Origin of the sequence: Desulfospira joergensenii DSM 10085 (assembly GCF_000420085.1) — a bacterium.
GTDB lineage: Bacteria > Desulfobacterota > Desulfobacteria > Desulfobacterales > Desulfobacteraceae > Desulfospira > Desulfospira joergensenii.
The window spans coordinates 934,884-947,931 of record NZ_ATUG01000003.1; the positions used below are offsets into that span (position 1 = coordinate 934,884).

General features: G+C 46.3%; 13 protein-coding genes and 1 tRNA gene. 4 read left to right on the forward strand and 10 right to left on the reverse strand.

From position 1 onward, the window contains the following. Positions 1-318 precede the first annotated feature (318 nt). The 3 genes from F608_RS0128435 to F608_RS0128450 all read right to left on the reverse strand — a co-directional run bounded on the left by F608_RS0128435 (position 319) and on the right by F608_RS0128450 (position 3,659). Positions 319-1,872 (reverse strand): zinc metalloprotease, encoded by a 1,554-nt coding sequence (locus F608_RS0128435; RefSeq protein ID WP_022669150.1) that lies wholly within the window; start codon positions 1,870-1,872, stop codon positions 319-321. Between the two features lie 897 nt (positions 1,873-2,769). Next, positions 2,770-3,255 (reverse strand): hypothetical protein, encoded by a 486-nt coding sequence (locus F608_RS0128445; RefSeq protein WP_022669152.1) that lies wholly within the window; start codon positions 3,253-3,255, stop codon positions 2,770-2,772. Between the two features lie 2 nt (positions 3,256-3,257). After that, complete coding sequence (locus tag F608_RS0128450; protein ID WP_022669153.1) at positions 3,258-3,659, reverse strand: hypothetical protein; 402 nt, start codon at positions 3,657-3,659, stop codon at positions 3,258-3,260. Positions 3,660-3,832: 173 nt separating this feature from the next. Here F608_RS0128450 and F608_RS0128455 point away from each other — a divergent pair, with 173 nt between their 5' ends. From F608_RS0128455 to F608_RS35450, 4 genes are read left to right on the forward strand one after another with little or no spacing between them, the layout of a single operon-like run. Further along, a complete protein-coding gene (locus tag F608_RS0128455) occupies positions 3,833-4,558 on the forward strand; it encodes a hypothetical protein (RefSeq protein ID WP_022669154.1) in 726 nt (241 codons plus the stop codon). A gap of 9 nt (positions 4,559-4,567) precedes the next feature. Next, complete coding sequence (locus F608_RS35445; RefSeq protein WP_022669155.1) at positions 4,568-5,062, forward strand: hypothetical protein; 495 nt, start codon at positions 4,568-4,570, stop codon at positions 5,060-5,062. A gap of 9 nt (positions 5,063-5,071) precedes the next feature. Beyond that, on the forward strand, positions 5,072-5,848 hold the full coding sequence (locus F608_RS0128465) for an Abi-alpha family protein (RefSeq protein ID WP_022669156.1): 777 nt from the start codon (positions 5,072-5,074) through the stop codon (positions 5,846-5,848). Continuing rightward, entirely contained in the window at positions 5,845-6,699 is an 855-nt protein-coding gene (locus F608_RS35450) for a hypothetical protein (RefSeq protein WP_022669157.1), read from the forward strand. Before F608_RS0128465 ends, F608_RS35450 begins: the two co-directional genes overlap by 4 nt. A gap of 87 nt (positions 6,700-6,786) precedes the next feature. On the opposite strand, the gene F608_RS0128475 is transcribed toward F608_RS35450, so the two are convergent. From F608_RS0128475 to F608_RS0128515, 7 genes are all read right to left on the reverse strand, one after another. Next, entirely contained in the window at positions 6,787-7,551 is a 765-nt protein-coding gene (locus F608_RS0128475) for a hypothetical protein (RefSeq protein ID WP_022669158.1), read from the reverse strand. 75 nt (positions 7,552-7,626) lie between these two features. Then, a complete protein-coding gene (locus F608_RS35455) occupies positions 7,627-8,196 on the reverse strand; it encodes a hypothetical protein (RefSeq protein WP_022669159.1) in 570 nt (189 codons plus the stop codon). Between the two features lie 180 nt (positions 8,197-8,376). Then, positions 8,377-9,270 carry a TIR domain-containing protein gene (locus F608_RS35460; RefSeq protein WP_022669161.1) on the reverse strand — a complete coding sequence of 298 codons (894 nt, stop codon included), beginning with the start codon at positions 9,268-9,270 and terminating at the stop codon, positions 8,377-8,379. 625 nt (positions 9,271-9,895) lie between these two features. Then, positions 9,896-9,972 (reverse strand) — tRNA-Met (locus F608_RS0128500). A gap of 48 nt (positions 9,973-10,020) precedes the next feature. Further along, positions 10,021-10,989 carry a D-glycero-beta-D-manno-heptose-7-phosphate kinase gene (gene rfaE1, locus F608_RS0128505; RefSeq protein ID WP_022669163.1) on the reverse strand — a complete coding sequence of 323 codons (969 nt, stop codon included), beginning with the start codon at positions 10,987-10,989 and terminating at the stop codon, positions 10,021-10,023. Beyond that, positions 10,979-11,590 (reverse strand): bifunctional phosphoserine phosphatase/homoserine phosphotransferase ThrH, encoded by a 612-nt coding sequence (gene thrH, locus F608_RS0128510; RefSeq protein ID WP_022669164.1) that lies wholly within the window; start codon positions 11,588-11,590, stop codon positions 10,979-10,981. Before thrH ends, rfaE1 begins: the two co-directional genes overlap by 11 nt. Positions 11,591-11,606: 16 nt before the next feature. After that, the gene (locus F608_RS0128515; RefSeq protein WP_022669165.1) at positions 11,607-12,920 is read right to left on the reverse strand and encodes a homoserine dehydrogenase; all 1,314 of its coding nucleotides are present in this window, start codon (positions 12,918-12,920) and stop codon (positions 11,607-11,609) included. Between the last annotated feature and the right edge of the window lie 128 nt (positions 12,921-13,048).

Genomic DNA, 13,048 nt, shown 5'->3' on the forward strand with positions numbered 1-13,048 from the left:
ATCTAACTTCGAATCTGCCGGCCGGGGTAAATCCTACAGACTAAGCTTGCTATTCTATAAACCGAATTTTGATGGGTTCCTGCTGAATCCTCGAAAAGGAGAGCCTATTTTCTTTGCTTCATAATACTCTGGAGCCAATTCGATAGCTTTATCAAAATCAGCGATATCCCCTTTCAATCATTGATTGCTCAACAGAGTAAAAAGGATTACACCTGACAAGAGTGTGGCAGAACAAAAAAAAGTAAAAGTATTGATCTGATTTTCATTGAAGTACCTGACGTTTTGCTTGAACGAAAATTTTTTGTACTCAGCTCTAAGCTATGGTTGAAGCCTTATTTTATGCAATGCTTCTTTAACGCCATCAGACAAAATGAGTGTTTTTTGATCAAGCCGAGAAACTCCTCCGGAATACGAATAAGGGCAGCTAGGGTCTGTGCTGCGAGGGATCCCGAGTTGTTTTATGCTTGCTGGAACCAGTTCCTTAGCAATTCGTTCCGTTAAGCGCTGTCTAGATTGATACTCCTCTGACAGAGTCTCAGCGAGCATCATATGGTAAGAGAGAATGCTGGCCCCAGATGACACTCCGGTTGTCCCAAAGCTGAACACATAATTGTTGTCTCCTGAGTAAATGTTGACTTCAGTGATACCAACATACATTGTGCGCTGGTCCTCTGATCGATATTTTTCCAATGTCTTGAGAAACCAGTCCAGATGTGGATCAACAAGAAACTGCCCGTTCCCCTCATTGATTTTTTCAATTAGATCTTTCACATAATATTTGGATAAAGCATCTTCTGTTTCCACACTACTCATCAATTCTTCTATATACCTTGCTTTCGTCCAATTATTGAAATCGATATTCTTTTTTTTCAATTTAACAAGGATCTCTTGGACTCTTCGTTGGTATGGTATACGATCAGGGGCTCCAAGCGGCCATTCTTCTTTTATTCTACGAATTTTTGTTGGAATTTTAGTTATATTTTCATATGTTTTTGCGGATTCTTCCAATAGCCAAATATTACACCGCCCAATAGGTATTAAAATGAGTTGAAGCCCTCTTTCCCGCTTTTCTAAAAATGGGATGGAATTAAATGATTTCAGATTCGTTTTTAAAAACTTTGCCGCTTTCTCAATTAGGATTAAATTTTCGGCATTCTTTAGAACAATCTTTGCGCTATTGGCTGCAACTTTTGAATCGTTAGAATTCTCCAGGAAATCAATGTGAGCTTCATAATTGAATGGGGATGTTCGGAGGTGATCCTCGTAAACGGAGAGCGCCGCTTTTCTATCGCCTTTTTGAAGCAAATGGGACGCATACTCATAGATCTGAGGCCCCCAAAATCCCATGGACACATTCCCTTCCGCTTTAGCATCAGTATATCGTTGACGGTTTGCCAAAGTCCTAATGGTTTTAAGATATTCATCTAATTGGCGTGCCGTTCCTGGTTTAGTGGAATAGGTCCAAATCTGTATAGCTCCAGGAACTGCGCTGACAAACAAGGTTCTCTCTATTCCTGCTTCAAGTATACGGGCATGTATTTCTTCCTCCGTTATTTTAACAAACTCCCCTTTCTTGCCTTCCATTTCTTTATTTAAATATCCGAGTATGTTATTCAAAATACCTCGGCTACTCGGTCTATCGCTTTTTATATTTTCAATTAATAAAGATAGAGACAGATCTCCCCTATTATATACCCACTGATCAACGTTATTGGCTGTGGAATGTTTAACCAAAACCAGTTGATGTCCATCGAGCTCAAAAAGAGCTGAATAGTATTCCGGCAGGAACGATGGAATTTCAGGCTTCGTTGCCCAGCATGTTCCAAAGACCAAGAATGTGATAAAGATCCATAAAATGATTTTCTTTTTCATGTTCCCTCTCCGACAGTATATTAGGCAGAATCTGTATAGTGTCATCTTCCATAGAATCTGCATAACATCTAAATTTATGAGAATATACAGAATGTTACAGGCTCAGTAAAAATTTCTTTTAATACCCGATAGTAAATGGAGTTTATTGATCAGCCTCCATCATAAAAAATGTTGTTGGAGATAAACATCTCCTGCGGCGAAAAGCAAGAGTAAATTTAATATATTATTCTCCTGATTTTTGTATAATCCCTGAGCATCTAATTATAGGCAATTTCCGGGAGACCAAACAAAAATATTCATAAAATTCCGGAATTGGTGGAAGAGTATATCCTTTGAATTACATAAAATTTATTTGACAATAGACACCCGCCATAGTGAAAACCGGATGGATCAGGCAGCTACCCCTTTCCTTTAATGCCGGGCTGGACCTGTTTATCCAAAACAAAGGGAATCCATAATAAACTGAAAATTCCGATAAACGCTTCCACAGCAAAAAGGATTCCATATTTCTCCGCCCTTCCCATCAACTCTTGTTAGAAAAGACCGGTCAAACACGAATGATTAAAGGGATCAAAACAGATTCTGTTTTTTGAACGGCAAAAATCACAAAAGGCTCTCAGCATTTCTGCTGAGAGCCTTTAATTTTTTGGTAGCGGGGGAAGGATTTGACTGCCAATGGTCCTTCTCCCGACGTAACACTTCGTAATGTTTGACCATTTGGTCGCCGTATGGTTGCCATGGTGTTAGCAATCGTTGACTTTTTGCGTAAAGGTTCTGGATCATTTTGTCAAGCGAAAAGTCCAGGAAAAGGACGACTTTTTGTTAGGAGTTGTGTGGCCAGCCGATACCTTACAGATGGTCGACCAATGCAGTAAACCCGAGTCCCCTCAACACACGTCAGGCTCTCAAATGATTCTGGAGGATTTCTTTTAGTCCATCCATATACTTTTTTTGATGGCTGTTACCTGGGAAAAACAGGACGTAAGACACCGGATTACACTTAGACTTCATGATTGCCTCTTGGACATGTTCCTTGATGGATTTTAAAAATGTGACCACAACCTTAGGATCAGCACGTCGAATCCTCTGTGATAACGGCCCAATATTTTCAAAGCGTCTTTGCTTTCTGTCTGATCCCAATAGATTATCAACTGGGGTATGGCACAAGTCATCGAGGAAGCATCCGGATGACCTAAAGAATGAGAGGAACTCAGCGTTGTCCTGAAAGTGAATCCCATATGCAGCCTCAAACGCGTGGGCCGTATAGGTAGTCATTGGGCTGTTGATATAGAAAAATCTACCGCTTGCTGGTGGAGACTCCCCTATCATTAGTAGTTTTATCCTAGATGGTCGATAGCTTTGCCTTATTGACTCAAAGTCCATGATTACCCCTGGTTTTGTATTTTCCGTGCCTCCACAAAGTCCTCCACAGTTGGTGGCATCAGCTTGTACCATTGGTAACTGAACACTTTTTCTCGCTCTTTGGGAATCTCAGACGGTGGTACCGCTGTGAATCCCTTACCAGGTACCCCCTCTTTGTTGACTACAATGACAGTCAAAGCCGGGAGATCGTTCTGCTGGCAATAGAACATGATGCAACCTAAAGCAAGCCTTACAGGCCTGTTATCACCATTATACTCCATCAGTTCAGTTAATTTCTTGTACCGGGAAATCTGCCGATTTGATGCTTTACCGATCAGATATTGCCATGCCTGGAGAGCACGCACGGCTGACTTAGTACCACTCTTCGCTTTATCGTTCTCATCGTTGAACCATTTGATTGACATAGAAGGTCCTCCATATTAATTTTGGATGGTCTCATACAATCAGAAACGATCGTGTTTTGCAACATATTGTTGTCACAACTGGCTGTATCCTTTGACAATCAGCCCCATCAAGGATATGGTGGGATCGACAAAGAATCAGACACCAGCGATCACAACTCTATGGGATGACACATATGGCACCTGAATCACCTAAAAGGACTCTATGGCGGTCTCAAAAGAATGATATTTTACGGTGGATTGAAAGCTACAACTTGAACCCTCTTGATTTTATATGGGAGGAGGAACCCTCCGATGGTACTTTCTGGACCACCACCCAAATTCTCAAACACAGGAATTACGACAGTTATTTTCGGATAGATCGGTTGGACAACTCGTCAGTCGCAGAGGCAGGGACATATTATGTGAGCTACTTCCCGTCACCAGACTGTCAGGAAGAATCGGAATATCGTTCTGAGTGGGAAGAATTAATGGAATCCGATATGGAATCTTGGCTCAAAGTACTTCGAGACGAACTCAACGAACCCGATCTATGGTCACAAGCCCAACGTTACGCCCAGTCCTTCACTCCAGCAATAGCAAAGGATATTCCCAACGATCCATTCACATACGCCGAGGTTGAACGTATTGGTACTGCTCTGAAGGAGTTGACCACCCGAATCACCGACACTTTGGAATTGAACACCGATCACCAACGCCTGGTTGAATCCAAGCTGGCTTACCTTGAGGATGCCGCCAAACGCCAGGGACGGACTGATTGGACACATACCGCTATTGGGGTTCTTGTGTCGATCACGGTTAGCCTGGCCCTTGCTCCTGACAAAGCGGCGCTCATTTGGAAGTTCTTTCAGGAGGCTGTCGGACCAGCAATAGGGAACCTCTTGGGTCTGCCCATCAAATAAGGAGACAATATGGGAACAATTAAGGATATCGTTGACCTGAGTACACAACTGGCAAACAGCGTGCAGGACCGCAAGGTGTCAGCGGAATTATACAAAATCCAATCGCTAACCCTTCAACTCCAGGCTGAGCAGTCAGACCTTCACGATAAAAACGTCCAGCTTCGTGAGGCGTTGCTTGATCTAAGGGACGAAAACAGACAGCTTAAGAACGAGCTGACAAACCGGGATGAATGGAAAAACAAACTGGCAAGCTATGATCTTGTGACAACCGAGGGCGGCGCAACTGTTTATAAATCCAAGGGTGAACCAACCCACTATATTTGTCCAAGTTGTGTATCCAAACGGGAAGCTCAGATCCTTCAAGATTGTAGGGATGATCTTGGTAATTATCAATGTCCTAACCATGATTGCCAAACAAAGTATCCAGTTAAACTGATTGAGGACCCGCCGTTACCAACTGTCAACCGGGGAGTTCGTGATTATGATCCACTTAATTATCGTTGAAGGTCCGCAATGACCAACGAAATAGTCGAGACTGCCAAAGCCACACAAGAGGTCGCTAAAACTACAGGTAAGGCCATAGATGCAGCAGACCGAATAGGTGGGTTCTTTGCAAGGGTCATGCACGAACCGATTGAGGCCGCTTGTGGTATGCTGGCCGACACCCTCAAGTATAAACGGTGGGAACGACAATTGCAGCTTATAGGCAAGGCCGAAGCCCAACTCCGAAAACGAGGGCTTAATGATGCTACAATCCGGCCCATTAAACCTAAGTTGGCCCTTCCGATCTTTCAGTATGCGTCTCTTGAGGATGACGAAACGCTCCATGACATATGGGCACGGCTGTTTGTAACGGCCCTTGACCCGAATTGTGAAACTCCACGAAACGCTTTTGTTGATATCATCCGACAGCTTGAACCTGTTGATGTGAAGGTCTTGACTGCTATCTATGAGAATTGGATCAAGTCTAAGAGGGAGTTGTTTAAGTCATTAGGAACCGCAGTAAGAACGGCTGACATCTATCATCATCCAGACGTTATTCAACGTGAATTTAAAAGATTTGGGACCGAATACAACAGATACTCTCCAACTATTTTTCCTTGTCCCTATGGCTTTATAATCAAGACAGTGGGAATCGACGAAGTGCTCTATCGCAACTCAATTGATGTGCTGATGAGACAAAGATTAGTAACATCATATGATAAAGGATACTATGAAGTTTGTATAACTGACTTAGGCGTCGCATTTGTCGAGGCATGTTTGTCTGAACCAGAAGGAGAAACCCCATGACCGAACAACAGCAAGCATCCCCAACTTGTTTCATCATTATGCCAATCACCACCCCGGCCCAATACGTAGACCTCTACAAGGGCGACACCAATCATTTCCGGCATGTCCTTGACCATCTGTTCATCCCTGCGATTGAGGAGGCAGGATTAGAGCCCATACCTCCCATCAGTAAGGGAGCCTCTGTGATCCACGGGGATATCGTGCGGAATATAGAGACCGCCGATTTGGTCCTTTGTGACATGAGCATACTTAATCCGAATGTCTTTTTCGAGCTGGGAATACGGACTGCTCTCAACAAAGCGGTGGCTATGGTCAGGGATAACGTATCGGAACAGGTCCCCTTTGATACGACCATCGTTAATTACCACGAGTATGTTTGTGGCTTTGATCCATGGGTTCTACCAAAACAGATTGAGAAATTAACGTCTCACCAACAGAATTGTATGGAGCGCACCACCAATAGTTTATGGAGCTATTTCAGTATGAGTCAACAAGCTGAAGTTCCCAGTGATGCGCCGGACATGGACCAAAAGCTGGCCTATTTGATTAAACAGGTGGAAAGTCTCAAGGATCAGGCAAACTCCACCTCACGTAAAAGCTTAGGTCCGGCAGTCAGACAAACTTTGATTAAAAAGAACATTGAAGCCGTACTCGAAGAATATAACCTGGACTATAACATGGAGATAATTGACCTGACTGGTAGTATTGAAGTCTTAACAGACCATGAGATTCCCAGCTATGTTAGGGGAGATATTATCCATAGATTGACCCGTAAAAACTATAGTGGGAAATTACAGTTTGTAGTTGGTAATATAACTTATGCAAAACATTCAGCTCTAATGCCAGAATAGCTGATCAGATGTTCCCTCGACTTAAAATCATATCGTGACGCCTTTGTGTGGTCCCTGAAACAAACTCGACCGAAACCCTATAGCCCACTAATCCAGCCGTGGCAAATCCGCCATGGTAATCGGTTCCAGACCAACGGTTCCACCATCAATAAGCCCTACCCGCTCGATAATCAGCTTGACGGCACTTTCGACCCACGCCTTGGCTCGACCATCCAGTGGCACGAACGCCCCGTCCTTGGGTGCTTTTCGGGCGTCTTGGGGATCACCACGAGAACAAAATGTCCCCAACTTGTCGAGAACCCGCTTGCTGATTCCGTAATGATGAGCCGCTCTGTCACGACCTCGTGTCATTTCGATAACGGTAAGGACCAAGTACGCCATGGATGGCAGTTGGTCTCGACCTTCCCGATATAACATGTAACGATGATACATAGTTTGGACGTCGGGAGAGATTACAAAGCCCGATGGCGGGTCGGGGAATTTGATGTGGGAGACATGGACCGTCGCTTGCACCCCGAAAACCACAACTCCTGCCGTCCGACACTGAATGACGGTTGCGTTCGGATCTGCCTCAAGGTCAATGATATCTGTATGATCAAACTTAAAGGTTATCTCATCCGGACCATGCTTCAGTCCGATCAAAAGCCGCCAGTTCTCCAAGTACGGGTCTGTTATTACTCGCGCATCCCGCTCAGTCGCGTAATGCTCTTTCATTGTGAAGACCACCCCGTCCTTACTGGCGGTCATCTTGAAGGCGTCGGTCTCAGCGGTAACCGGTGGGGCCTTGTCATAGTCAACATTTTCCTTGATGACCATCCGATAATGCAGTTTGTCAACATGGGGTTTATTCATAATGGTGGTCTGTTAGTGGTGAATCTTAATGATAAGCAGTCGTAGCAACAACTGGACGAAGAGTAAACATGGACCTTACAACCGATGCGGTGTATAGTTGTTTTCTGCAAGAGCTGCAAGTTCCTCATCAATATGCCTGATCCGTTCCATTGCAGCTAACATCTGTTCACGACTCAATATAGCATTCTTAATAGGGGTCGCCGCCATGCTGAGCCAGATGGGAAAGGTCATGGTGTGAATGCCGGTATGTTTCAGCCGGTGGTGCTTACGACAGAACACAACCAAATTACGGATATCATCAGGTGTATCAACAATGGGTTTCTCAGCGGTAACCCGCCGTATCTCGGCCCTTAGCTTGTCAGCCTCGGTAGCCTTGCTGGTGTAGTCATCGTCATAGAACTCAATGGCGTTGAGGATGTTGGTAACTTTGGTTGCATCCAGAGCATTCCACAACGACCATTCAAAGATGTGGTGAACCTCGCGCTGTTCCAGAGAACCACAGACCCAACATGGGGAGCCACACTCATCACGGATAAACTTCTTGTTGCTCCGAAAAAGACTCGACTCCCTGCGGTCATTGTGGGCTGGTATCCAGTATTGTTCCTCGAAGGTCCCTTTCTTAAGGTGTTCAATGATGTCTGGCATAATTGTCGTCTCCTTTCTTGTGGTTATTAGTAGATGACCGCCCGTATACGCTTAGTCAGACGGTCCTTGAAGTCCTCCAGGTTGTCTGGGTCCCATTGGATACGGTTCCGGTGGTTCAAATCAAAATGGACGCCCTCCTTGCCAACCCGGATGGCCTGACCGTTCTTGTCATACAGGTGCTCAATGGGAGTACCCGGGTGCATTCAAGAGGGTTTCACTATGGACCCAATCATTACGGCACGTATAGATAACTGGCAGTCCCAGACCATAGGCGAATCCTGCCTCAAAGTAGACCCCTCCTCGATATCCAGTTAGGTCACATACCATGAATCTGCTACGTCGGATCTCTCCGATTATAGCGTCGTTGATATCATCAATGTGTTCCTTATTGTCGATCTTTAGTGCGTGAAATCCTGATATGGCTTCTCTGACGGCTGGCTCAATCGCAAAATTATAAGCGTCATTCATGGATGGGTTGAACCACATGGCAACAAACGCCTGCTTAGACTCCAGGTTGAGCCGTTCGATTTCACGGAGCCGTTGGTAACCTTTGGTGGTAATTGTAACATTGAGATGCCCCTCTAATTCATTTTCCACATAGAGAAAGCCTTCGCTGCATAGCATTCCAATGATCGCCCTCATTTCGTTAGATTCTTTACAGAAATAATACGGGTAATCATCCTTTGCATAGACAGAAAGTTCTTGACCAACATAATCATTCCTCCTGTCAATGTTGAGTAAGGCGTTATCCATCATTTCAAGGGGGTCCAAGGGTTTGAACTGAGCGATGATACGCGTTAAATCATTAAACTTTAAATTTTGCCTTTCAGTGGGGATCCCTCTGCCTTTACGTTCCCAGTCATTTCTCAATGTGATACTAATTGCTGCCAGATCCTCGTTTGAAAATCGGGCCTGATTGAAGTGAACTCGTGTGTCGTGGTGCAGACTGACAACCCCACAGCGAGGGCAGATGTACCCATTCTCATCAGGTGATGAAAGCGTCTCTCTAATTTCAGAATAGCTAAACGTAATGTCTTTTTTACAAAACAAACAAGATAATCTGGGAACTGACATGATGATCACCTCCACGGAAAAGGTAATATTGGTAAGCCGGTCGTATCAACAATAAGCGGACTTGTAAAGAGCGACCATACAATAGGTTGGTCGAAGGGAAAGGTCCACCGGCAGTGGTTCCCATGATTGATTTAATGAAGCTGGCTTGACAACTATTAACATCTACCGATATAGGTGGGAATCCAATTCATACAAAAGATGTGTTATGAATTTACAAAAGTAAATATGTTTCAAGGGAATCGGCATAAATGAAAATAAAGAAATCAGACATAAAAGAGCTTATCGAACTTCTCTGTTTTACGCCACAAGAAGGTGATAAGGATATAGCCATAATAACTATGTTCTGAAAGTCGATTTTGAAAAGAAAAAAATTGATTACGGTTCCAGTTTTTTGGGGAAGGTTCACAAAAAGATATAATCAAGAAAGCTGAAAAACTCGAAAAAGAAATCGCTCAAATCGAAGCGGAATTAGCGACAATGAACGAGCAGAAAGAACAAATCCTACAGAAACATCTAAAATAGAAATAAAAAAAAATTTATGTCAAATTTAAGTCCAACATGGAACCTGCATGGAACCAGAAGTACAAAAGGCTCTCAGCATTTCTGCTGAGAGCCTTTAATTTTTTGGTAGCGGGGGAAGGATTTGAACCAACGACCTTCGGGTTATGAGCCCGACGAGCTACCAGACTGCTCCACCCCGCAACAATCATCCTAATATAGACCAAACAGTATCCGGAGTCAAGGGATTTTTTATAAACTTGCCTTCAATGCCTGATCCAGTTCTTCAATGGAGGCCGTGGCCGTTCCCACCTTGCCCACAACGATTCCGGCTGCGGCATTGGCCAGCATGGCGCTTTCGATAAAAGAGGCACCTGAGGCCAGCCCCAAGCCCAGGAAGGAGATGACCGTATCCCCTGCCCCGGAAACGTCAAAGACTTGCCGGGCCTTGGACTCGATGGTATACGGATCCCTGTCCTTTTCGAACAGGACCATGCCGTCCTTGCCGCAGGTGATGATCAGCCGCTCAAGTCCGGCCTGATCCAGGATCTTGTTTCCGGCGGTAAAAAGATCCTCAGGGCTCTGAATATCGATATGGGCGGCAAGCCCGGCCTCTTTCTGGTTGGGGGTCAGCAAAGAGACCCCAGCGTATTTGGTGAAGTCCAATGATTTGGGGTCGGCCAGAACCGGAATTTTCCTTTCTCCGGCAATGGCCGCGGTCCGGGCGACCAGATCCCGGGTGACCAGGCCCTTGTCGTAATCGGAGATGATGATGAGATCGCAGGTTTCCACCTTCTCTTGAACAATAGCGGTCAGGCGATCAAGGGTGGCGTCCGAGATATTCCGCTTGATCTCCTTGTCGATCCTGAGCACCTGCTGGTTGGAGGCAATCACCCGTGTTTTCCGGGTGGTGGGGCGTTCGGGCTCACTGACAATGCCGTCGGTTTCCACAGCAAGGTCGTTTAACTTCTCAAATATCATTTTCCCGGCCACACCGGTTCCAGCCGTGCCCACGGCAGAGACCCGGGCGCCCACAGCCTTGAGGTTGTTGATCACGTTTCCGGCCCCGCCCAGGGTATGGCTTTCCCTCTCAACGGTCACAACGGGAACCGGGGCTTCCGGGGAAATTCTCTCCACCCTTCCCCAGAAATATTCGTCTATCATGAGATCCCCGATGACCAGGGCTCGGATCCGGCTGAGCCGGGTTAGGTCAAATTTCATTTTTAAGCAAAGAAGCGATCATGGTTTTCAATTGATCATAATCCCGGGTGACCGGGATTTCCGGGAACTCCTGAACCACGGTTTCAGGGGGTGTAAAGAAAAAGCCCTGGTCGGCTTCCTGGATCATGCCGATGTCGTTGTAGGAATCCCCGAATGCAATCACCCGATAGTTCAGATTTTTCAGGGCCTTGACGGCCATGGCCTTTTGATTTTCTATCCGGATATTGTAATCCGTGATATTGCCCGAGGCGTCAATGGTGAGATTGTGGCACAGCAGGGTGGGAAACTTGAGCTTGGCCATGAGGGGCCTGGCAAACTCTTCAAATGTATCTGAAAGGATGATGATCTGGGTCTGGGACCGGATCCAGTCCAGGATTCCGGCGGCCCCGGGCAGAGGGTCCAGGCCGGCAATGACCTCCTGGATATCCTGGATCTTTAAATTGTTTTCCTTGAGAATGGCCAGCCTCCGGGTCATGAGCACATCATAGTCGCTGATATCCCGTGTGGTCAGTTTAAGCTCCTCAATCCCGGTTTTCTGGGCCACATTGATCCATATTTCGGGTAAAAACACCCCTTCCAGATCGGCAACAACTAAATTCATCTTCTACAGCTCCTGTCTATTCCTGATTTTCCTCTTCAATGCGAATGATCACCGGTTCCCCCACCACGCAGTCTGAAGCGGAAATTCCGGCCAATGCCTTCTGGACCCATTCCTCCTTGGCGGTATGGGTGATCATGACCACCGGCACCTTGCCGTTGTTGTTCCGCCCCTTCTGGTGAACAGACTTGATACTGATGCTGTTTTCCCCCAGAATCCCGGAGATCCTGGCCAGTACTCCGGGATGATCCTGGGCTTCGAACCTGAGATAATATTGGGTCACCAGTTCTTTCATGGGCAGGATGGGAATTTTCCTTATATTGTCTTCCGGATATCCCAGGATGGGAACCCTGCGCCGGGCATCGGAGATGATGTTCCGGGCAATGTCGGCAATGTCGCTTAAAACGGCGCTGGCCGTGGGCATCATACCGGCCCCGTGGCCGTAAAGCATGGTCTTTTCCGTGGCATCTGCATCAATGGCAATGGCGTTCATGGAGTGGTCCACATAGGACAGGGGATTGGAGTCGTTGATCATGGTGGGATGGACCCTTGCCTCCACATGCTCCCCCTGGACTTTCCCGATGGCCAGGAGCTTGATGGTATAGCCAAAGGAACGGGCAAATTCAATGTCCACGGGGGTGATATTCCGGATCCCCTCCACGTGGATGTCCTTGAGGTTGATCTCCATACCCCAGGCCAGGGAATTTAAAATGGCCAGCTTGTGGGCTGTGTCGTGACCGTCGATGTCCAGGGAAGGCTCTGCCTCGGCAAATCCCAGTTCCTGGGCTGTTTTCAGGGCATCTTCAAAACTGGAGCCGTCCCTGGAAATCTTGGTGAGAATATAGTTGCAGGTCCCGTTGAGAATGGCGGACATGGACCGGATATCATTGGCCACCAGTGACTCCCTCAAGGATTTGATTATGGGCATGCAGCCCCCGCAGCTGGCTTCAAAGGCCAGATCCACCTGGTTGGTCCTGGCCGTTTTGACCAGGTCATTCCCAAATTCGGCCAGCAGGGCCTTGTTGGCCGTCACCACATGTTTGCCCTGTTCAAGGGCCTTGACCATGAATTCCCTGGCAATGGAGGTTCCTCCGATGAGTTCCACCACGATATCGATCTCCGGATCATTGATGATCTCCATGGCATCGGTGACCAGCCGGGTATCCTGGAGCGCAATGCCCCGGTCCGTTATCACATCGATATCGGCAATGGCATTCAGCTTCAGGCAGGCCCCGGTTCTGGCTTCCAATAGCTCTTTTTTCTGGGTCAGCAGCTTTGCCACACCCGTGCCCACGATCCCAAATCCCAGGATTCCGATCTGGATAATTTTCATGGATATATACTCTCCGGTTTAAATTCTCTCAATCTTAAATCTTAAGAAGAAACCCCGATTTTATGAGTTCCCTCGGGCAGCACTTAAAATCAGACTAGATACAATATAACGCTGCGGTTGTCAAAAAG

Coding starts and splice junctions, on each gene's coding strand:
- F608_RS0128435 (WP_022669150.1), bottom strand. CDS start 1,872: ATGAAAAAGAAAATCATTTTATGGATCTTTATCACATTCTTGGTCTTT.
- F608_RS0128445 (WP_022669152.1), bottom strand. CDS start 3,255: ATGGACTTTGAGTCAATAAGGCAAAGCTATCGACCATCTAGGATAAAA.
- F608_RS0128450 (WP_022669153.1), bottom strand. CDS start 3,659: ATGTCAATCAAATGGTTCAACGATGAGAACGATAAAGCGAAGAGTGGT.
- F608_RS0128455 (WP_022669154.1), top strand. CDS start 3,833: ATGGCACCTGAATCACCTAAAAGGACTCTATGGCGGTCTCAAAAGAAT.
- F608_RS35445 (WP_022669155.1), top strand. CDS start 4,568: ATGGGAACAATTAAGGATATCGTTGACCTGAGTACACAACTGGCAAAC.
- F608_RS0128465 (WP_022669156.1), top strand. CDS start 5,072: ATGACCAACGAAATAGTCGAGACTGCCAAAGCCACACAAGAGGTCGCT.
- F608_RS35450 (WP_022669157.1), top strand. CDS start 5,845: ATGACCGAACAACAGCAAGCATCCCCAACTTGTTTCATCATTATGCCA.
- F608_RS0128475 (WP_022669158.1), bottom strand. CDS start 7,551: ATGAATAAACCCCATGTTGACAAACTGCATTATCGGATGGTCATCAAG.
- F608_RS35455 (WP_022669159.1), bottom strand. CDS start 8,196: ATGCCAGACATCATTGAACACCTTAAGAAAGGGACCTTCGAGGAACAA.
- F608_RS35460 (WP_022669161.1), bottom strand. CDS start 9,270: ATGTCAGTTCCCAGATTATCTTGTTTGTTTTGTAAAAAAGACATTACG.
- rfaE1 (WP_022669163.1), bottom strand. CDS start 10,989: ATGAAATTTGACCTAACCCGGCTCAGCCGGATCCGAGCCCTGGTCATC.
- thrH (WP_022669164.1), bottom strand. CDS start 11,590: ATGAATTTAGTTGTTGCCGATCTGGAAGGGGTGTTTTTACCCGAAATA.
- F608_RS0128515 (WP_022669165.1), bottom strand. CDS start 12,920: ATGAAAATTATCCAGATCGGAATCCTGGGATTTGGGATCGTGGGCACG.